Origin of the sequence: Mycolicibacterium frederiksbergense, assembly GCF_012223425.1 — a bacterium.
GTDB classification, from domain to species: Bacteria; Actinomycetota; Actinomycetes; order Mycobacteriales; family Mycobacteriaceae; genus Mycobacterium; species Mycobacterium frederiksbergense.
The window spans coordinates 1,855,721-1,875,796 of sequence record NZ_CP038799.1; the positions used below are offsets into that span (position 1 = coordinate 1,855,721).

Here is a 20,076-nt window from a genome sequence, read left to right on the forward strand (position 1 = left end):
TGACAACATGCGATGTCATGTGGAGGCTAAGCGACCGCGCGCCACGACAGGGCCGTTTTGGCCATCGGCCTGCGTATCAGGCGTTCAACGCCCGGTCCAGGTTGAGAGCGGCACTGATCAGGGCCAGGTGGGTGAAGGCCTGCGGGAAGTTCCCGACCTGGTCGCCGGTCGCCGAGACCTGCTCGGCATAGAGCCCGACGTGGTTGGCGTAGGTGAACATCTTCTCCAGCGCCAACTGGGCGTCGTCGAGCCTGCCGGCACGGGTGAGCGCCTCGACGTACCAGAATGAGCAGATCGAGAAGGTGCCCTCCTTACCGTCGAGACCGTCTGTCCCCGGTTCGTACCGGAATACCAGACTGTCCGTGACCAGATGTTCTTCGATGGCCCGCAGCGTCGACAGGAACCGCGGATCGGCCGGCGACAGGAACTTCACCATCGGCATCAGCAGCAGCCCCGCTTCGAGGTCGGTACCGCCCTCGACTCGGGTGAACGCCTCCAGTTCCGGGTTCCACGATTTGGTCATGATCCGGTCATAGATTTCGTCGCGGGCCGTGCCCCAGGCCACCAGATCGCCGGGCAGCCCGCGCGCCCGGGCGATCCGGATGGCGCGCTCGATGGCCACCCAGCACATCAACCGCGATGTCGTGTACGGCATGTCCTCATCGCGGACCTCCCACATACCCGCATCGGGCCGATCCCAGTTCGCGGCGACCCAGTCGACGATGTCGCAGACATCCATCCAGGCATCGTGGCTGATCCCCGGGCCGTACTTGTTGAACAGGTAGACCGAGTCGATGATCTCGCCGTAGATGTCGAGCTGCAGCTGGGTGGCGGCCGCGTTGCCGATACGCACCGGCCGCGAATCTCGATGCCCCGACAGGTGGTCGAGTTCCTGCTCCTCGGGCAGATTGCCGTCGATGTCGTAGAGCACCCGCAGCGGCCCCAGCCGCTTGTCGTCGTCACCATCGCGCTGCCCCATCCGCTCGGACAGCCATCGCGTGAATTCCCTTGCCTCGTTGAGAAATCCGAGCCGCAACAGCGCATACATGCTGAACCCTGCGTCACGAATCCACACATAGCGGTAGTCCCAGTTGCGACTGCCGCCGATCGGTGCGGGCAGGCTGGTGGTCGGCGCGGCGACGATCGCGCCGCTGGGCTCGTGGGTGAGCAGCTTGAGCGTGATGGCCGAGCGGTGCACCGTCTCCCGCCAGCGTCCGGTGTAGGTCGAGGTGGACACCCAGTCCCGCCAGAATGCCGTTGTCCCGTCGAGCAGGGCATCGGTGCGGTCCATCGAATCGGCCGTGACCTCATCACCGTCGTCGAGCATCTCCAACACGAACAACGCGGTCTCACCGGTGCTGAGCTCGAAATCGGCTGTCACGATGCTGTTCTCGCCGCTGTCATCGATCGTCAAGTCCGTGGATGCTGACAACCCCAGCCGCACACCGTCACCGGTGACCAGCGCACCCTCCCCGGAGCGCTTCGCGGTGCACGACTGGCGGGCGTAATCAGGCCGCGCATCGAGGCGCATCTGCAGCCGCAGACGGCCTCGCACCCCGCTGACCCGCCGTACCAGCCGCTGCCGGTGCTCCGGTTCGTCCGGCGAGAGCACCGGCATGAAATCGTGCACCTCCGCCACCCCGTCGTCGGTGAGGAAACGGGTGATCAACACCGCGGTGTCCGGGTAGTAGAACTGCTGCGTGCGACTGATCTCGGTGGTGGGTGTCAAACGCCAACTGCCGCCGCGGTCTTGATCCAGGATCGACCCGAAGACACTGGGCGAGTCGAACCTCGGTGCGCAGAACCAGTCGATGGTCCCGTCGGTGCCGACCAGCGCGCAGGTACGCAGATCACCGATCAAACCGTGTTCGGAGATCGCCAGTGGGCGCTCACTCATCGGGCAGCCACCAGTCGGTCAGCGCCAGCGCGTCTTTCGGGCCCCAGGACCCTTGCGCATAGGTCTGTGCGGCCGGCGGCGCGTCGAGCACCGGCCGACATACCTGCCACAGCCGATCCACCTCGTCGGAGCGGGTGAACAACGTCTGGTCGCCGCGGATGACGTCGAGCAGCAGCCGCTCATAGGCCTCCAGCGGAGCTTCGTCGGACACCGTGTCCCCGAGATCGAAGCTCAGGTCGACCGACATCAACTCCAGGTCCGGGCCGGGACGCTTGGCAAGCAGCCGCGCACCGATCGCCGGTTCGTCCGTCAGCTCCAGAACAAGCCTGTTCGGACCGTGCCCGTCGCCACGGAACGGACCCGCGCTCGGCGCCCGGAACGTCAGCGTGACGGTGCGTCGGGTGTCACCCAACGTCTTGCCGGTCCGCAGATAGAACGGAACGTCCTGCCAGCGTGGGGCGTCGACGAACGCCTCCAATGCCACGAACGTCTCAACCGCCGAATCGTCGGCGACATCGTCCTCGTCGCGGTACCCGTCGTACTGACCGAACACCACCCGGTCGGGATCGAAGGGGCGCAACGCCTCGAACACCGCGGCTTTCGCATCGCGCAGCGACACCGCGTCGATGTGTGTCGGTGGCTCCATCGCGACGAAACCGAGCACCTGACACAGGTGGGTGGTGATCATGTCGCGGAAGCAGCCGGTCGATTCATAGAAGCTGCCGCGGCCCTCGATGCTGAGTTCCTCTGGAACGTCGATCTGCACCGACTCCAGATGCTCGCGGTCCCAGGCGGACTCGATCAGACCGTTGGCGAAGCGCAGCGCCAGGATGTTCTGCACCGCTTCCTTTGCCAGGAAGTGGTCGATGCGATACACCCGGTCCTCGTCGGCGATCTGCTTGAGCGCCGCATCCAGATCACGCGAGGATGCCAGGTCGGTGCCGAAGGGCTTCTCGATCACGATGCGAGCGTCCTCCGCCAACCCCTCACGGCCGAGCATGTCGATCATGGACTGCATGGCCTCGGGCGGCACCGACAGATAGATCACCACCCGCGCATCGTTGCCAAGCTTTTCCCGTGCCTCGCGTACCGCCGAAGCCAGGTCGGCGCCGTCATCGGCGTCAGAAGTCTGAAAAGTGATGCGGGATAATAAATCCGAGAGAACTTCTTCGTCCAGCCCGTCGACCGAACCGCGCAGTGCGGTGCGGATGTCGTCGCGGAACTCGTCATCACTGCCCGGTGAATGCCGGCCCGATCCGATCGCGGCGTAGTCGGTGGGCAGCCGCTGGGTCGCCGCGAGTCGGTACAGACCGGGAAACAGCTTTCGCCGGGCCAGATCGCCGGTGGCGCCGAACACCACGAAGACATGTGGGCTCAGTTCGGGTCGGGGCACCGGGGGTTAATGCCCGGTGGATGCCCTTCGCTAAACACCCGGGTCACGATCGCCGCATCCTCGGCAAACACGATCGATCAAGTCGAGGTGGCGCCGGCCGGCTTCCACAACAACGCGCCGATCACCAGACCGACGAACGGCACCGCAGCCAGGACGGTGCTGAGCGTGGCACTGCCGCCGGTGACGAGGGTGAAATTGGACAGCACCAGCCACAGGCTGGCGAGCAGACCCAGCACGGCCAGCACGGGAGCGATCCGGCTGTTCCACACGCCGCCGCCGAGATCGCGGTTCTTGAGAAAAAAGACCAACACCGCCACCGACGTGGTCAGCATCAGCAGCACCATGCCGACGGTGGCGACACCCGCCATGGAGCCGAAAACCCCCACCAGCGGATCGATTCCGAGGATGGCCAGGATTCCGACGATGACGGCCGCCGTCACGGTCTGCACCACCGATGAGAACGCCGGCGACTCATGGCTGTCGTGCACCGCACCGAGGCGGGCCGGTAGCAGACCCTTGCGCGACAGTACGAACTGGTAGCGCGCGATCACATTGTGGAAGGACAGCACACAGGCGAAAAGGCTGGTCAGCAGCAGGATGTTGACGATATCGCGGCCGATGCGGCCGAGCACGGCGTCGGTGGTGTCGAGCAGCATGTTGCCCTCTCCGTCGAGGGTCTGCTGGGCGGTGGCCACCACCAGGTCGGGTCCGATCGCCACCACGAAGGCCCACACGGTCAGCGTGTAGAAGGCGCCGATGAGGATGACCGCGGCGTAGGTGGCGCGCGGGATCGTCCGTTCGGGGTCACGGGCCTCGTCCCGGAAGACCGCGGTCGCCTCGAATCCGATGAACCCGGTGAGCGCGAAAAGGATGGCGATGCCGATGGCACCCTGGCCGAACACATCCGGGGTGAATGAGGCGACGGTGATGCCGGCCGGGCCGGGGTCGGCGAAGATCGCCAGATCGAGGATCACCACGATGCCGATCTCCAGGGCCAGGGCCACGCCGAGCACCTTGGCGCTCAGTCCGATGTGCCGGTAGCCCAGCACCGCGACGATCGCGAGAATGGCGAAGGAGTAGACCGGCCACGGGATGACCGGACCGTCGTAGAAGGCGACCGTGTCGCTGATGGCCCAGCCGATGTAGCCGTAGATGCCGACCTGGATCGCGGTGTAGGCGATCAGCGCCACCACGGCGATCCCCTTGCCCATCCGCTCACCGAGACCGACCGAGACGTAGGAGAAAAAGGCGCCGGCCTCGGGAACGTGCGGTGTCATGGTCACGAACCCGACGCTGAAGACCAGCAGCACCAGCGAGGCGATCAGAAAGCCGACCGGGGCACCCGCACCGTTGCCCAGGCCCATCGCCAGCGGCATGTTCCCGCCGATGACGGTCAGCGGGGCCGCCGCCGCGACGACCATGAAGACGATGCCGACGGGGCCGAGATGCCCGGACAGGCGCTTACTTTCGGTGGTGGTCATGAGTTCTCCTGAAGAGCCGACGTGAGCAGGTCGTGGTCGATGGCGTGCACGGTGTATCCCCGGTGGCCGGTGACCGTTTCGGCGGCCACCATGGCGTTGACGATGGCCTCTTCGGTGGCCTCGATGGTGAGGTCGAACAGCAGGTCCATCAGATGTGGGCCCACCATGCGCACCGGGATCTCCGCCGGGATCCCGGTGACATCCCCGTTCTCCCCGTAGGACGGGATGCCGCGGTTGCCGGTGGTGAACGCGAGCATCAGGTCACCGCTGTACTGTTCACCGGTGCCACCGAGTCGGCCGACGGCCAGCGCCGCGCGCTGGGCCAGTCGCCGGCACTGGTGCGGCAGCAGCGGCGCATCGGTGGCGACGATGACGATGATCGACCCCGAACCCGGCGCATACCCGGGCGGGTAGGCCGGCAGCGGGACACTCGGCTGGGTGACCGATGTTCCGTTGATCCGAAGCCGTTCGCGGCGACCGTGATTGGCCTGTACCAGCACACCGACGGTGTAATCGTGCGCCCGCGAGGCGGTGCCGATGCCGCCCTTGAACTGGTGGCAGATCATCCCGGTGCCGCCACCGACATTGCCCTCGGCGACGGGTCCGTCGGTGGCAGATTCCAGTGCCGCGCGGACGTGTTCGGGGCGGACGTGAAAACCGTTGATGTCGTTCAGGAATCCGTCGTAGGTCTCCCCCACCACCGGCAACGACCAGTAGATCCCGTCACCGCGCACGCGCACCTGCTCGGCCACCAGGCTGTCGCGTACCACGCCGACACTGTGGGTGTTGGTCAGTCCGATCGCGGTGGTGAGCTCTCCGGATTCGCGGATCCACTCCAGCCCGGTCAGCTCACCGCTGCCGTTGAGGACGTGCGACCCGGCGAAAAGGGGCTCGGTCCAGATGTCGTCGTGCGGGACGACGACGGTCACGCCGGTGTTGACGCCGCCGCCCTGCAGCGTGGTGTGACCGACGCGCACACCTGGCACGTCGGTGATGGCGTTGTGGGGTCCAGTGGGGTGTTTCCCGATGACCACGCCGAGATCTCTGGCACGCATTGGTTTCTTTTCGTTCAGGAGTTATTTTCCTATTTGGAAAAGAACTATGCGCCCGCCTGCGCCCCCGCGCAACAGGAACGGCAAAATAGGACGATGGCGCGACCGAACCGGCAAGAAGAGCGACGTGGCGAGATCCTGGATGCCGCCATCGCCGTCATCGAGCGCCACGACCTGGCCTCGCTCAAGCTCGCCGACGTGGCCGCCGAGATCGGCCTCACCACCAATGCGCTGCGGTATTACTTCAAGGACATGACCGAACTGCTATCAGAGCTCGCCCTTCGATCCGATGTCCGCTTCTACGACGAGCGCCTGCAGATCGGCGCCCAGACCGATGACCCGGCCACCCAGCTGGCATTGACCATGGCGGCCGGCCTCCCGTCCGGTCCCGAGGACGCCGAATGGCGCGCGATCTGGCGTGCGGTGCTGGCGGCCGGATTCGAACTCGATCAGCGCCGCGACGTACAGGCCATCTATCACCGCCAGGTCGATCTCTACCGTGAGCTGCTCACCAACGGCGCGGAGGGCGGCGCATTCCGGCTGAACTCCCCCGCCCGCGATATCGCCATGACCTTGATGTCGATGGAGGACTATCTCGGCTATCGCATCGTGGCCCGCGACCCGGCATTGGATCGCCCGACGGCGTTGCACCTGATGCGCGAGTACGCCAGGTTGGCCACCGGAGCCACCCTGCCCGACACGCAGTGATCGCTACCCGATGCTGACGGCGGGGTAGTTCTCCACATAGGTCTCACCGGAGCTGCCGTGGTACGTGCAGGTTCGGGCATCCAGATCGACCGCCCAACGCACCACACCGGCCGCCCATGCCGACGCGACGAACTGCTCGAAGGACGCCCGCCCCTCCTGGTCGGCCCGCAACGCGCGAATCAGCGCACCGGAGTCGAACGATGGGATCTCGGCGAGTCCGTGCAGCAGCGGGGTGCCCTGCTCGACAACCGCTCCCGCATCGGTGTGATAGATCCGCTGCAATGACGGCAGCAGCCATTCGTTGCGGCGAACCCCGGCGCGACGCAAAGTCTCGGCCAGATAAGGGAATCCCCCGATTTCCGGTCGCACGTCCGTCGCCGCCTGGAACGCGCGTCGCAGGTTCTCGAGTGCCATCGTCATGACCACCATCCTAGGCTAGGATGACAACATGTTGTCAAGTGGTGATGGGTTCGCGCTCCTGGTGGCAGACGTCTACCAACTCGCCGGTGCATTGCGGCAATCCGGAGAGTCATTGGCCACCATGGAAGGTCAGACGCAGGCGCGATGGCAGCTGTTGAGCGCGGTGTCCGGAGAGGGCCTGCCCGTGCCCGCCGCCGCACGCCGACTGGGCGTCACCCGCCAGGCGGTGCAGCGGGTGGCCAACGATCTCGTCGCCGAAGGATTGGCCGACTTCACCACCAATCCCGAACACCGGACGTCACCGATTCTCGAGCTGACCAGCACGGGGCGCGCGTCACTGGCGGCGATGGACCGGCGCGCCAGGACCGCCAACCGGCGCGCCGCCGCTCGGGTGGGTGACGACACCGTCACCGCGGTGCGCGCCGGAATCCGGGACATCCTCGCGGCTTTGACGTAAAGCCGTACCGCGCGGTTCCCTGCCACCAAGAAGTCATCGAGGTGGATCCTCACCGGATGCATCCGGACAGGTTTAGTCGCCGTATCGCGAGGCAATGCTCACCGTATTCCGCCGAGTAACGAGCGATTGGATTTTCACATGACGAATGTCGAGACAAAACCGCCAGAACAAGCGTCGATACCGGAGCTCATCAACCGCCTGACGGAGCAGACCTCACGTCTGGTGCGCGACGAAATGGCTCTGGCACAACAGGAATTCCGGATTGCTGCCAAACGAACCGGCATCGGTGCGGGGTTGTTCAGCACAGCTGGCCTGCTGGCATACACCGGTTTGTTGGCAGCTGTCGCCGCTGCCATCGCCGCGCTGTCCCTGGCTCTGCCGGTCTGGGCCGCCGCGGCCATCATCGCTGCAGTCCTCTTCGCTGCCGCCGGCATCGCCGGCGTCCTCGGCAAGAAGCAGGTTGAGCAGGCGCCGGCCGCCGCCCACGAAGTGACCGCCAGCGTGTCCGAAGACGTCCACGCCGTGAAGGAGGCCCGCCATGGCCGCACCTGAACCTCGGCCCCAGCCGGCACGTGGCGCCGGTGTCGATGACATCACCGATGACATCGAACGCACCCGACAGGAAGTCGGTGAGACGGTCGCGGCCTTGACCGACAAGCTGGATGTCAAGGCGCGGGTCACCGACGCGGTCGCCGACAAGAAGGGCTCGCTCACCGCGCCGGTAGCCGCGGCACTGGCCGTTGGCGTGGTGCTGCTGGGTGTCATCGTCTGGCGCCGCCGACAGGGAGGTACACGATGACGACCTACAAGCCGACCCTGACGGCCAAGTTGATGTATCGCCCCGTCGGGCTTGCCAGTTCGCTGGCCGGCGGCCTGGTCGCCGGTGCGATCTTCAAGCAGATCTGGAAACATGCCTCCGACGGCGAACATTCCGACCCGCCGACGCCGCTGGCCCGCGACTATTCCTTCAGGGAAATAGTGCTTGCCGCCGCGCTGCAGGGACTGATCTTCTCCGTCGTCAAGACCGTGATCGACCGGCAAGGCGCAAAGGCATTCGCTCGTTGGACGGGCGAATGGCCCGGCGAATGAACGTTTCCGCTCGGTGGGTGCGGGTATACGACACCGCGTGACTCTTGCCTCCATCAGCGTCGAACCCCGATTGCCCGACCCCCGTGGCCCGCTGTCCCTGGCGGTGACCGAGCTGCTCGCCGAACGCGCGCCCGTCAACCGGCTCACCCAGGTCGAGGCATCCATCAGCGACGCCGATCCGCTCGGGCTGGATCTTCAACTGGCGCTGTACATCTGCTACGAGCTGCACTACCGGGGCTTCGAGAAGGTTGACCCGGGCTGGGAGTGGAACGCCGGTCTGCTGCACCTGCGCGGACGACTGGAAACCTCGTTCCTCGACGAAGTCCGCAACCGGGTCGGCGAAATCGGCGCCAACGAGACCGCGGCCGCCGAGATGCGGCGGCTTTCGATCGAACCAGCCGACGGTGAAGGCCTGTCGTATCACCTGCGCGACAAGGGCAGCTGGGAACAGATGCGCGAGTACTTCGTGCACCGCTCGCTGTACCACCTCAAGGAGGGTGATCCGCACGCGTGGGCGATCCCGCGGTTGATCGGGCAGGCCAAGGCCGCGTTCGTCGCGGTCGAATTCGACGAATTCGGCGCCGGTCGCGGCGCACGGCTGCACCAGCAACTGTTCGCCGACCTGCTCGATGCCGCCGACCTGGATTCGCGCTACCTCGGCTACATCGACCGCGTCCCCGCCGAGGCGCTGGCGGCGGTGAACCTGATGTCGCTGTTCGGGCTGCACCGGCGGCTGCGGGGAGCCGCAGTCGGCCACTTCGCCTCCACCGAGATCACCTCACCACCGGGTTCTCAGCGGCTGGTGGATGCATTGCGCCGGATGAACGCCCCGCTGCCGTGCATCGCCTTCTACGCCGAGCACGTCGAGGCCGACGCGGTGCACGAGCAGGTGGTACGCACCGATGTCGTCGGCGACATGGTCGCCCGCGAACCGCATCTCGATCGCGACGCGGTGTTCGGCATTCGGGCGCATGCGCTCGTCGAGGATCTGCTCGCAGACCACATGATGCGGTGCTGGTCCGAGGGCACCTCCTCGTTGCGCCGCCCACTTGACTGATCCAGCCACTTCGTTGCTTGGATACGCTTGCGTCGTATGACCTTCCAGTGCCACCGGTAGCGCCGCACACTCCGACCACCGCTAGTATTCGGTCAATTATCGGGGTCGGGCGAGCATGGATATCGGAGGTGATGATGGCGGGCGAACCAGAATCGGTCGTCGGTAACCCCAAGGTGGCTGCCGGCTGCACCATCGAGGACCGCGCGATCGGCCAGGTCACTGTATTGGCAGTCTCCGGCACCCTCGATGTGCTCTCCGCCTCGGACCTCGAGACCCGGATCAAGGCGACGGCCGCAACATCCCCCGCTGCCGTGGTCGTCGACCTCGGCGATGTGGACTTCTTGGGATCATCCGGGATGGGGGTGCTGGTGACAGCGCATTCGGATCTGACGCCGGCGACACGATTTGTTCTCGTCGCCGACGGGCCTGCCACCAGCCGGCCGCTCAGACTGATCGGGATTGCCGACATCATCGACATCTTCCCCACCCTCGATGAGGCGCTTTCCGCCCTGTCTGCCGACTGACGCTCATCGATAACCCCTGCGCGACAGGGGCGCACACTACCGGCGCTAGGGACGGTCGGGACCGGCTGAGACGATCTTCTGCGCCACCTCGACCAGTTTGACGTTCATGTCCTGGGACAGATGCCGGAGTGCGTCGAAGGCTGCGACACCATCGATGTCGAAACGTTCCATCAGCATCCCTTTGGCCTGTCCGATCAGGTCACGGCTGCCAAGAGCGGTTTGGAACTGTCTCTCCCGGTGCAACGAATTCCACACCAGGGTCGTGTGAGCCGCGAAGACCCGGGCCAGTTCGGCGGCATCCTCGTCGAACGATCCGGCGGCTTCAGCCTGGAAGTTCAGCGCGGCGATTCCAGCGGAAGGCGTGTCGAGCTGCACTGACAACACCGACCGCACCGGAGTTCGCTCGGTGACCTCCCTGCAGTAGGACGGCCAGCGTCGCTCGGCAACCAGGTCGTCGATCAACATGGTGTGGTTCTCCCATGCCGCCGACAGGCACGGCCCCTCACCCAGCGTGCTCTGCAGCTCGTCGAGCGTCCTGGCAAATTCGTGCGTCGCACCCACCGATGTGACCTTGCCGTCCTCGTCGACAAGAGTGATACCGGCGTACCGGGCGCCGGGGATCGACGCCACCGTCACCTCGTTCAGCTCGCGTAGGGCCTGTTCGACGTCGGTCTCGCCCCGCTGCTGAAAAACGACGGCGCGTTGCATGGCGTCGTAGAAACGCCGCCGCTCGCCAGTGGGATCACCGTCAACCAGAGTCACAATTCATCATTGTGGGCAGCGCGCACGGCTTCGGCAACTAAGACCACCCTAACGACGCGGCAGTCCAGAAAACGAACTACCCAGCGCAACACCGGGCGGCTCTTCAGGGGATATCGGCCGGCGCGAAACCAAGCCCGTCCACGGCTCTTTGTACTGATGTTCGAGAGTAGAGCAGAATGCCGTCATGACGTTCTTGGAGAAGCGGGATCTGGCCGCGAGGATGGCCGAGTTGGCTCGCACCCTCGCCGGCCCACGCAACCTCAACGAGGTGCTCGCCGGGGTTGCCTCCGCGGCCTTGGAACTCATCCCTGGAGTCGACACCGCGGGGGTTCTGCTCATCGGCAAGGAACACACCTTCGAGACGGTGCCGAAAGACGCGAGCTTGACCAATGAACTGCACCGACTTCAGATGCAGTTCGACGAGGGCCCCTGTGTGCAGGCGGCCCTGGGCGACCTGATCGTGCGCACCGATGATTTCCGCGAAGAGACGCGCTGGCCCCAGTACGCGCCGGCATGCGTGCAGATCGGCGTCCTCAGCGGCCTGTCATTCAAGCTCTATACCTCCGACCGCACCGCGGGCGCGCTGAACCTGTTCGGATTCCAGCCGAACATCTGGCGTGGAGAAGCCGAGACCATCGGTGCCATTCTCGCGGCGCACGCGGCCGCGGCAATCCTTGCCAGCCAGGAAGGTCAGCAGCTTGAAGCCGCGCTGTCCACCCGGGACCGCATCGGCCAGGCCAAAGGAATCGTGATGGAGCGCTACAAGGTGGACGATGTGCAGGCCTTCGAGATGCTCCGCCAGATATCGCAGGACAGCAACACCAAACTGGTCGAGGTCGCTCAACGGGTGATCGACACCCGCGACTGAGCCGGCTCGGTTACGCGGATTGCGGCGTAACGCGATCCGCATTCTTGGTGCGGGCCTGGCGTCGATGGCTGGTGTCGCACAACGGGAAGTTCTTGCTGCGTCCGCACGCACAGATCGCCACCATGAAGCGATCGGACTCCACGCAGGTCCCGTCGGGCATCTCGATATTCACCGGGCCCTGCACCATCACCGGCCCTCCACGCACCACGCGCACCGTCCGGCGCTCGGGGTGTGTCATGGTTTGTCAGCTCGGATCACCAGGAGTTCCTCCTCGCGCCGACCCGGCTGCAGCAGTCCGATGTCCTCCAGCCACTGCGCGCGCGAGTTCAGCACCGGGCCGAACGGAATCCATTCCCACGCAACGATATCGGCGTCGAGGCCACCTGCGGACAGCGATTCCAGCGTCTTGCGCGGGTCCGCAAACTCCGATTGCACCAGCAGCAGGCTGCCGCCGGGGGCCAACAGGGAAGGCGCTGCTGCGCAGAGCGGGTCGAGAATCAAGCGTCCGTCAGACCCGGCATCCCAGGCACGCGCGGGGCCCAGACTCGGCGGCAGCGAGGCAGCGTCGGAATCGTGCGGGACGTATGGGGGGTTGCTTACGACCAGGTCAAACGGTCCGAATTCGGCCGCGCGGGCCCAGGATCCGAGGTGCACATCGACGGCGGCCCCGTGCATCTGTGCGTTGGCCCGGGCACAGCGCACGGCCTTGGGGCAGATATCGAACGCGGCCACCCGCGCCGCGCCCTGCGCGGCGGCGTTGATGGCGACCACGCCGCTGCCGGTACACAGGTCGGCGACCTTGGCGCCGAGCGCCAGCGCAGTCGTGTCCATGACATCGATGAGTAGCTTCGAATCTTCGCGCGGCGCGTAGACCCCGTCCGTGACGGCGCCGAGCAGACGGGAATCGGGTTCATATGGATACGCGGTGGTCACATCTGCCTCTCAAGGAGTTCAACGGGCCAGCAACTGTTCAACGGGCCACCATTGCCGCGCTTGGATGCCCTGGATCAGCGATGACCAAACAACAGCACCGCGTAGACCTCGCAAGATGGACAGTGTGCGCGGGCCGGCTCGGGCGCGTAATCCCGGCTCTTCCCAGATGAGGGTGTAGGTCGGCCGGGCGCGTCGGTCCGCAGATAGACGTCGAGGTCTCCCGACGATGGAGGTTCCTACGCCATCCATCCGAAAGACCTCGACGTGTCCGACGCTACCCCGCCGGCCGGCTTCGGCCGCCCTGACCTGACCGCCTTCGCGGCTCATCCCAATCGACCCTGATCGGGTCTGCTGACCCCCTCGACGAGAACGCAGCGACATCACAGCCACCCAACCCCGACCGTCCGGGAAGCCGGGGCACGTCACATGGCCTGTGCTGCGGGCGTGTCGAGTGGGTCGTCCAGGGGCGACGCAGGAGCGTCGACGCGACGTGCTGAGAGGTGGTTCCAACCGAGCGCTAGGACACCGGCTACAGGCATGGCGATAGGTCAGGAACGGCGTCGCTCCCTGCGCAGGAGGGAGCGCAGAGTCTCGGCGTTCGCGTAGCCGACCCGTAGCGCGATCTCGGCGGAGGTGAGGTCCGTGGTTGCTGAGAGGTGCCGAGCTCGTTCGATGCGAAGCCGTTGGACGAAGCCGAGCGGAGTGAGGTTGAGCGCCGCACGGACTCGTCGTTCGAGGGTGCGCCGGCTGGTGCCGAGCGACTGCGCGACGAAGGCGACGTTGAACGGTTCGTCCAGGCGGGCGCGCACGAAGCGTTCGAACTCGACGACGATCGGGTCCTCGTGCCGGAGATATTCGTAGGCGACGAAGGCCGCCTGCGACGGACGCTCGTCGATGATGAGGAGCTTGGCGACATGTTGGGCCAGGTCGGGGCTGATCGATCGCACGAGTGAGAGCGCGAGGTCGATGTGGGCGAACGCGGCGCCGGCGGTGACGAGGTTCCCGTCGACCACGACCATGGTGTCGAGATCGAGGGCGACGGTCGGATAGCGCTTCAGGAACTCCGGCCCCAGGAACCAGCTGGTCGTCGCCCGCCGATGATGCATCCGTCCGGTCTCGGCGACGGCGAACACGCCGGTGCACGCCGCGGCGATCCGGGTGGTCGCGTCGTCGAGGCGCCCGAGTGAGGCGATGACCGAACGTGCATCTCGGCTCTGGAGGGCGTCGTGGGTCGCGGCGGCCGTGAGGGTTCCAAGCGCAGGGACGACGACCACGTCGAACTCTCCGGACTCCGACAGCGGGTGGTCCACCGACAGGGTCATCGATGCCGTCGTGGTCACTCGCCGTTTCGGTCCGAGGATGGCGAGTTCGATCGGGTCGATCCGCGGGTCGACATCGCCGCGGGCTCCGTCGGCCACCCGCACGATGTCGATGACCGACGCGACCGCCGAACCGAAGCAGCCGTCGATCGCGATCAGTCCGATACGCATGGCGCGAACAATAGCAATACTGTCGTATACGCCACTCCCCACCGGCCCTCGCTCGTCATACGCTGAACTCGCCCCACGAAGAACCCCGACTTCAAGGAGAACCTCTCATGTCCACACCCGCATCACTTCCGTATGCCTTCGTCGCCAAGATCGTCGCGGCCGATGGACAGCACGACGCGCTCGCCGATCTGCTCGCCGGCGCTGTCGCACTAGCCAACGAAGAAGTAGGAACGATTGTCTGGTTCGCGGCTAGGACCCACGCCGACACCTTCTGGATCTTCGATGCATTCCCCGACGAGGCCGCTCGCGACGCCCACGCCAACGGCGCCATCGTCGCAGCCCTGATGGCCAACCAGCACCTCCTCGGCGCAGCACCCGAGATCCTGGCGGCCGACGTCCTCGCGTCCAAGCTCCCGTAGTCCGCCAACGCACGAGACGATCGCGCCCCGCCGAGCCGTCGGACCCGACCGCCTCGACACCCGCACCACGTTGACGATCCCCGACGGGCCGATCACGAGGAGGCCAGGCAACACCAGGCGCAAGCCTGGAGCGGCACTGTTTCACCGGTGGTCATCGAGAGAGCCAGCGCGGTTCCATGGCAGCGCAACTGTGTCAACTTGCCCTCCGTCCCGCGAGGCGCCGTGGGCGGGTCGTGGTTGCGATCCGTTGCCGTGACGGGAGACGCGTTGCGCGTCGCAGCGATGACGGGTCGTTGGCGTTCCGGGGCGTTGCGTTCGTGCGCGCCGCGCGTGCGGCATGGAGCATCTCGCTGCGCACACAACGATCGCTGCGCCGACGCACCGTTGACACCTCGCACGTCCAGGTCGCGACACAACGCCACGCTGCGTTGCCGAGCGGAGCGAGGCCTATCGGCACACGGACAGGATGCCGGCCGCGAGCGCTCAGCAGGCGAGGGGTCCGTCGCAGAGGAGAGCGACGTCGGTGTCGGGCAGAGCCGTGAGGCCAGCGCATCGCGCGACCACCAGAACCGAACCGCCCCTGCCCTGCGTTTGCGCAGGTCAGGGGCTGTTCGCCGGAGCCGCCTGTCGGAATCGAACCGACGACCTAATCACGTCGGCTCTGCGTCTATCGCTTGATGCGCCCACTGGGTGAACGAGCCGCTGACCTGCGCAAACGCCGAGCGTGGGGGACGCTGCCATCCGGTGGTGACCGACGACGACCGACCAGTACCGACCGTTTTACCGGAGTTTCACCGGAGCTCGCGGCGGCGTCGAAGCCGAGCAAGCTCCATTCTTTAGCTCACCGCGCCTTGCTCCTCGCCGGTCCCGTCGTCGTCGAAGACGTTTCAGTCCCTTGCGGGTCAAGCCGCGCTGCACCTGTTGTTCGCCGGTCTGGGCGGGCGGCAGGCCACCACCCGCGCGTGGCACGACAACCCGGCTGACCGTCCGGCGCACCGATATCGAGATCACGGGAGCAGAAGCCGTCCGGCAGTTCCTTGCCGTCTGAATCGCCCGGAGCACGTGGCAGGAGTGCCACCTGTTGCGAAGTGCCAAGAGCCACCCACGTCGACGACAACGAGCAAAATCCGCGCCGATATTGAAGGTTGGCAAATTCGATCTTGAATTTGCCAACCGATCTTGACTGTCGTCGATTCGACCGATTGACGCATTGAAAAGTCGGAGCCCACCATTAAATTGACGGTGATGGAATATATGCAGCCTGCCCGCGCGGCGAATCCGGAGTTTCGCATGAAGTTAACCGTGGCACAAATTACAAAAACCCACTTCAACTGGGATGATGGTTTTAGTGAGCACGTCGAAGTATTATCTCTTCGCCCAATTTCGCATCGCACTGATTGAATCTTTTCGCCTCGGGGTACATCTCGAGATACCGGTGATGTGACTCGCATCACAACAATTTTTCCGGTAATTCACGGAAGTTGGGAGAGGACACCATGTGGGGGCAAAAGCAGCGAGCAGCAAATCCGATTTGTGCATTCGCAGCACCATTGTTCGCGTTCACGCTGGTCGGCGCCACAGTTCACGTGGTTGCTGCGACACCGCTGAGCGCGTCGCCACAGCAGGACGCGATGCGGCAGGTATCGGCAGCCGTGTCACTGGCCGCAGCCATCGACACGTCGTCGAACGCCGTTGGCATCGCCGAATCCGAGTTGTACTTCATGACCCCGGAAGAGGTCGGCGTGGCCCTGGACACCATGCAGTCCATGGGTGTGACCCAATTCCGCATGTTCATCCCCTGGCGAGCGGTCGAGCCCACTCCGGACGCCTACAACTGGGCGGACGTCGACAAGGTCATCGACGCCGCCGAGGAGCGCGGCATGGCCGTCCTGGGCGCGGTGACCAGCACCCCCACGTGGGCATCGGACGTCCAGGACTCCGCATACGGTGCGCCACGCAACCCCGACGACTTCGGCAGCTTCATGGGCGAGCTGGCCGGCCGCTACGGCGCCGGCGAGGGCGATCCCGAATCCGCCCGCATTTCCGCCTACGAAATCTGGAATGAGCCACAGAGTTTCGTCTTCTGGTCACCGAGACCCGACCCCGCGGCCTACACCGAACTGCTGAAAGCCGGCTACACCGCGATCAAGGAGGTCGACCCGACCGGCACCGTCGTCGGCGGTGTGGTCACTGCCGGGCTGACCTGGGGTGACATCAACATCAACCCGGTCGAGTTCGTCCAGACGATGTACGAGAGTGGTGCGGCGGGGTACTTCGACGCGCTGTCCTACCACCCGTACAACTACGACTGGAAGTTCGGGGACGGTGCCGGCAACGCCATCTCGGCAGTCGGCCAGCTGGAGGCCATGCAGGCACTCATGGATCAGTACGGCGACGGCGAAAAAGACGTATGGACAAGCGAATACGGCCTGCCGACCTCCTACGTATCGGAGGCTCAGCAGGCGGAATTCATCGACGATTTCATGGACACCTGGTCCGAGCACGAGGGCACGGGCCCGATGTTCATCTACTCGTTGATCGACCGGAACAGTGCGTCGACCGATGTCGAAGACACCTGGGGTCTCTTCCGTGACGACTACACCCCGAAACAGGCCGCCGCGATCGTGGAGGACTGGATCGAGGAGAACGGCCCCCTACCGTCCGAGGTCCTGCCGCCGATCGACGACATTCCCGACATCGGGGTGCCGACTGCGCCCACTGATCCGGTCGCCGAAGAGCCGGCCACACCGACAGACCCGGTCGCCGAGGCCGTGGCGAACTGGCAGGCCGCACTGGCCGAGGCGGCCGCGAACTGGGCGGCGGCCTGGGGCCAGGCCACCACCACCGCGCCCACCACGACGGCGCTGTCGACGCGGACCGCCACCGAGCCCGAGGACGTACCGGCGCAGCACACCGACTCGGAGACAGACACCGGGGCTGCGGAGGCCACCGATACCGGTGCCGATGCCCAGATCGGGCAGCCTGCCACCGCAACGGATCCCGCGCTGGAGAGCGCTGACTCGTCCCGCGCAGCGCTGGTCGAAGCCACCCAGGCGGAGCCCGCTTCGGAAGCGGACACCGCGGAGTCGGGCACAACGGAGTCGACCGCGGCGGATGCGGCCGACGCCGAAGAGTCCGATGCCACGGAGGCCGATGCGACCGGGTCCGATACCACCGAGTCGACCGATACCGAGTCGGATAGCACCGAAAGTGATTCGGCGACCACTGGTTCGACCGCCGGCGGCACCGCGTCCGGGTCGGCTTCCGAGAGCGAGAGCTCGTCCGACGATTCCGAGAGCGAGAGCCCATCCAGCGAGTCCGGCAGCGACGGATCTTCCAGCAGTTCGGGCGAATAGCACGATCCATCAGCCGGGGCAGGCTATCCGCCTGTCCCGGCTGACACATGTTCTCCGCTAAGTGATTGCGATCGAAAGCAGGGGCGAGGTGATCGATCTTTGGTGCAGGTGGCTGGTACCCGCAAACCGCCGCGCGGCTCTCCTGTTCGACGCCTTGCGTCCTGCCCCAGATTTCGGCCATTTGTGCACGTCATTGACTATTTCTGGAGGCCCCGGGTGGACTAATGTCTGAACTGGCTGAGCTGCCGCCGGCCGATGTAGCCACCGTCGGGAGTCGTCATGGGCAGACCAGCTCTTCGGAACATCCAGCAACGGACCATCGTCACCGTCTCCTCGGCCCTCGTGCTTGCCACGGTGTGCGCAACCACCGAACAGCGGCCGACCGTCGACCTGCACGGGTCGTCCCATGCCATCGACATGGTTGCCGCCATCGAGGAGTCGCCCACCACCATCGGCCTCGCCGATTCGAACCTGGTCCGCCTCGACAACGAGGACCTCATCGACCAGCAGCTCGACATGATGCAAGCGCTGGGAGTGCAGAACGTCCGCATCGGCATCTCGTGGATTTCCACCCAGTTCAACCAGGACGGCAGTTTCTTCTGGGGTGCCACCGATTACGTGATCAATGAAGCCCATCGGCGCGGGATGGGTGTACTGGGCGTCCTCCACGAGACGCCGGCCTGGGCCGGCAGTCCGCCGCTGTCGGGGGTACCGAACCTGGATGCATTCGGCAGGTTCGCCGGCGCGGTCGCCGAACGATATGAGGGCAAGATCTCCGCACTCGAAGTGTGGAACGAACCGAACGGTCGTTTCTTCCTCAACCCGGTCGACCCCGCCGCCTACACCGGCATGGTGAAGGCCGCTTACGCCGCCATCAAAGCCCACGACGATCCTGACGACCCGGAAGATGACATCACCGTCGTTGCCGGCGTGCTCGGCTCAGGCCGCACCCTCGGTGACGACTTCACGATGAACCCGATCGATTTCCTGCAAGGCATGTACGACGCCGACGCCCAAGGCCATTTCGACGCGTTCTCCTTCCACCCGTACCACTACGACATCCCGTTCTCCGAGGGTGAGACGCAGTCGGACTCGCCGATTCTGCAGCTTCGCGCGATCAGGGAGTTGATGGAGCAGTACGGCGATGGTGACCTGAAGGTATGGGCCAGCGAATACGGTCTGCCCACAACACCATTCGATCCCTTACACCCGTTCCTGTACAACTCCCCGGAGAAGCAGGCCGAGTTCCTTGCGGACTTCCTGGCGAGCTGGCAGCGGGAGGATGGCACCGGCCCGATCTTCATCTATTCGACCAGAGACATAAACTCCGGCAGCACGAGCGATCAGGACAACTTCGGCATCTGGTACACCGACTGGACCGAAAAGCCGGCGGTCCAGGTCATCCGGGACTTCCTCGAGGACCTCGAACCCGACAACCCGATCCTCGATGCGATCAGGAACGCCATCAACCGAGTCGTCGAGATCACCGGCGAGGTGATCAACGATGTGGTCGATTTCGTCGTCTGGGGTGTGGAGGCGTTCATCGACGTGACGGTGTGGGCGGTCAAGACCATCGCTGAAGTGACCATCAATGTCGTCGAGGGCATCGCCGACCTGACGTCGAGGGTGGTGCACGGTATCGCCGACGCCATCGTCAACTCGGTGAACTGGGTGGTCGAGAAGGTCAGGAGTTGCCTCGGTATCGAACCCACCGCGCCGGAGTCGACCCGGGTGATCCCCGTTGCAGCGGCATCGGTGGTCACCGACGTCGCGGCGGAGACCGACGGGCCGGCTGCGCCGAGCGACCCGGTCGAATCGGACGTCGCCGAACTCACCGCCAGTGAACCTGACGTGACTGGGCCCGACGTTGTCCAGGCTGACGCCGTCGAGGTCGAAGGCGTCGAAACCGCGGTCACCGAGACCGGCGAGCCTGAGGGCCTCGCACCCGAGGTGACCGACGCTGAGGTGATCGACGCTGAGGTCACCGAGCACGAGGTGACCGTGCCGGAGAGCACCGAGACCGCGGAACCCGACGAAGCCGAGCAGGCACCCGCCGAGGATGCCGAGACCGCACCCGTCACCCCGCGTGCGCGACAGACCACCACGACGCGGACCGTCAAGACGGCAAAGGGCCCGAGGACCGCAGCGGCCGGTGCGGGGAGGTGAGCCG

Annotated in this window: 21 protein-coding genes; 12 read left to right on the forward strand and 9 right to left on the reverse strand. The window is 65.5% G+C overall.

Annotation, left to right across the window (positions count from 1 at the left end):
* Positions 1 to 76: 76 nt before the first annotated feature.
* The 4 genes from EXE63_RS11950 to EXE63_RS11965 all read right to left on the reverse strand — a co-directional run bounded on the left by EXE63_RS11950 (position 77) and on the right by EXE63_RS11965 (position 5,826).
* Positions 77 to 1,897 carry a glycoside hydrolase family 15 protein gene (locus EXE63_RS11950; protein WP_168142142.1) on the reverse strand — a complete coding sequence of 607 codons (1,821 nt, stop codon included), beginning with the start codon at positions 1,895 to 1,897 and terminating at the stop codon, positions 77 to 79.
* A complete protein-coding gene (gene zwf, locus EXE63_RS11955; RefSeq protein WP_234904461.1) occupies positions 1,890 to 3,290 on the reverse strand; it encodes a glucose-6-phosphate dehydrogenase in 1,401 nt (466 codons plus the stop codon). Before zwf ends, EXE63_RS11950 begins: the two co-directional genes overlap by 8 nt.
* Before the next feature lie 77 nt (positions 3,291 to 3,367).
* Positions 3,368 to 4,771 carry an APC family permease gene (locus tag EXE63_RS11960; protein WP_168142143.1) on the reverse strand — a complete coding sequence of 468 codons (1,404 nt, stop codon included), beginning with the start codon at positions 4,769 to 4,771 and terminating at the stop codon, positions 3,368 to 3,370.
* Complete coding sequence (locus EXE63_RS11965) at positions 4,768 to 5,826, reverse strand: DmpA family aminopeptidase (protein ID WP_168142144.1); 1,059 nt, start codon at positions 5,824 to 5,826, stop codon at positions 4,768 to 4,770. Before EXE63_RS11965 ends, EXE63_RS11960 begins: the two co-directional genes overlap by 4 nt.
* A gap of 93 nt (positions 5,827 to 5,919) precedes the next feature.
* On the opposite strand from EXE63_RS11965, the gene EXE63_RS11970 reads away from it, so the two are divergent.
* Entirely contained in the window at positions 5,920 to 6,531 is a 612-nt protein-coding gene (locus EXE63_RS11970) for a TetR/AcrR family transcriptional regulator (RefSeq protein ID WP_168142145.1), read from the forward strand.
* 3 nt (positions 6,532 to 6,534) lie between these two features.
* Here the strand turns inward: EXE63_RS11970 and EXE63_RS11975 are convergent, their stop codons facing one another.
* On the reverse strand, positions 6,535 to 6,951 hold the full coding sequence (locus EXE63_RS11975) for a DUF1398 domain-containing protein (RefSeq protein ID WP_168142146.1): 417 nt from the start codon (positions 6,949 to 6,951) through the stop codon (positions 6,535 to 6,537).
* A 28-nt stretch (positions 6,952 to 6,979) separates the two neighbouring features.
* Here EXE63_RS11975 and EXE63_RS11980 point away from each other — a divergent pair, with 28 nt between their 5' ends.
* From EXE63_RS11980 to EXE63_RS12005, 6 genes are all read left to right on the forward strand, one after another.
* Positions 6,980 to 7,408 (forward strand): MarR family winged helix-turn-helix transcriptional regulator, encoded by a 429-nt coding sequence (locus EXE63_RS11980; RefSeq protein WP_168142147.1) that lies wholly within the window; start codon positions 6,980 to 6,982, stop codon positions 7,406 to 7,408.
* A gap of 138 nt (positions 7,409 to 7,546) precedes the next feature.
* Positions 7,547 to 7,960 carry a phage holin family protein gene (locus EXE63_RS11985; protein ID WP_168142148.1) on the forward strand — a complete coding sequence of 138 codons (414 nt, stop codon included), beginning with the start codon at positions 7,547 to 7,549 and terminating at the stop codon, positions 7,958 to 7,960.
* Positions 7,947 to 8,207, forward strand: coding sequence for a DUF3618 domain-containing protein (locus EXE63_RS11990; protein WP_168142149.1), 261 nt, complete (start codon positions 7,947 to 7,949; stop codon positions 8,205 to 8,207). Before EXE63_RS11985 ends, EXE63_RS11990 begins: the two co-directional genes overlap by 14 nt.
* Positions 8,204 to 8,497 carry a DUF4235 domain-containing protein gene (locus EXE63_RS11995; RefSeq protein ID WP_168142150.1) on the forward strand — a complete coding sequence of 98 codons (294 nt, stop codon included), beginning with the start codon at positions 8,204 to 8,206 and terminating at the stop codon, positions 8,495 to 8,497. The genes EXE63_RS11990 and EXE63_RS11995 overlap by 4 nt, the downstream gene beginning before the upstream one ends.
* 37 nt (positions 8,498 to 8,534) lie before the next feature.
* Positions 8,535 to 9,554 carry an iron-containing redox enzyme family protein gene (locus tag EXE63_RS12000; RefSeq protein ID WP_168142151.1) on the forward strand — a complete coding sequence of 340 codons (1,020 nt, stop codon included), beginning with the start codon at positions 8,535 to 8,537 and terminating at the stop codon, positions 9,552 to 9,554.
* Positions 9,555 to 9,688: 134 nt separating this feature from the next.
* Entirely contained in the window at positions 9,689 to 10,078 is a 390-nt protein-coding gene (locus tag EXE63_RS12005) for an STAS domain-containing protein (protein WP_168142152.1), read from the forward strand.
* Positions 10,079 to 10,123: 45 nt separating this feature from the next.
* On the opposite strand, the gene EXE63_RS12010 is transcribed toward EXE63_RS12005, so the two are convergent.
* The gene (locus EXE63_RS12010) at positions 10,124 to 10,840 is read right to left on the reverse strand and encodes a GAF and ANTAR domain-containing protein (RefSeq protein WP_234904462.1); all 717 of its coding nucleotides are present in this window, start codon (positions 10,838 to 10,840) and stop codon (positions 10,124 to 10,126) included.
* A 184-nt stretch (positions 10,841 to 11,024) separates the two neighbouring features.
* Here EXE63_RS12010 and EXE63_RS12015 point away from each other — a divergent pair, with 184 nt between their 5' ends.
* The gene (locus EXE63_RS12015) at positions 11,025 to 11,708 is read left to right on the forward strand and encodes an ANTAR domain-containing protein (RefSeq protein ID WP_168142153.1); all 684 of its coding nucleotides are present in this window, start codon (positions 11,025 to 11,027) and stop codon (positions 11,706 to 11,708) included.
* Between the two features lie 10 nt (positions 11,709 to 11,718).
* On the opposite strand, the gene EXE63_RS12020 is transcribed toward EXE63_RS12015, so the two are convergent.
* The 3 genes from EXE63_RS12020 to EXE63_RS12030 form a co-directional block, all read right to left on the reverse strand.
* Positions 11,719 to 11,946: a CDGSH iron-sulfur domain-containing protein gene (locus EXE63_RS12020; protein ID WP_168142154.1), complete on the reverse strand. Its 228-nt coding sequence runs from the start codon at positions 11,944 to 11,946 to the stop codon at positions 11,719 to 11,721.
* Complete coding sequence (locus EXE63_RS12025) at positions 11,943 to 12,641, reverse strand: HemK2/MTQ2 family protein methyltransferase (protein ID WP_168142155.1); 699 nt, start codon at positions 12,639 to 12,641, stop codon at positions 11,943 to 11,945. The genes EXE63_RS12020 and EXE63_RS12025 overlap by 4 nt, the downstream gene beginning before the upstream one ends.
* Positions 12,642 to 13,189: 548 nt before the next feature.
* Positions 13,190 to 14,131 carry a GlxA family transcriptional regulator gene (locus EXE63_RS12030; RefSeq protein ID WP_168142156.1) on the reverse strand — a complete coding sequence of 314 codons (942 nt, stop codon included), beginning with the start codon at positions 14,129 to 14,131 and terminating at the stop codon, positions 13,190 to 13,192.
* Between the two features lie 107 nt (positions 14,132 to 14,238).
* Between EXE63_RS12030 and EXE63_RS12035 the strand changes: the two genes are divergently transcribed.
* From EXE63_RS12035 to EXE63_RS12050, 4 genes are all read left to right on the forward strand, one after another.
* The gene (locus EXE63_RS12035; protein WP_006247389.1) at positions 14,239 to 14,550 is read left to right on the forward strand and encodes a putative quinol monooxygenase; all 312 of its coding nucleotides are present in this window, start codon (positions 14,239 to 14,241) and stop codon (positions 14,548 to 14,550) included.
* A gap of 1,245 nt (positions 14,551 to 15,795) precedes the next feature.
* Entirely contained in the window at positions 15,796 to 15,951 is a 156-nt protein-coding gene (locus tag EXE63_RS12040) for a hypothetical protein (protein WP_168142157.1), read from the forward strand.
* Between the two features lie 185 nt (positions 15,952 to 16,136).
* On the forward strand, positions 16,137 to 17,906 hold the full coding sequence (locus tag EXE63_RS12045; RefSeq protein ID WP_168142158.1) for a cellulase family glycosylhydrolase: 1,770 nt from the start codon (positions 16,137 to 16,139) through the stop codon (positions 17,904 to 17,906).
* A gap of 279 nt (positions 17,907 to 18,185) precedes the next feature.
* Positions 18,186 to 20,072, forward strand: a complete 1,887-nt coding sequence (locus EXE63_RS12050) for a cellulase family glycosylhydrolase (protein ID WP_168142159.1) — start codon at positions 18,186 to 18,188, stop codon at positions 20,070 to 20,072.
* Positions 20,073 to 20,076: the final 4 nt, after the last annotated feature.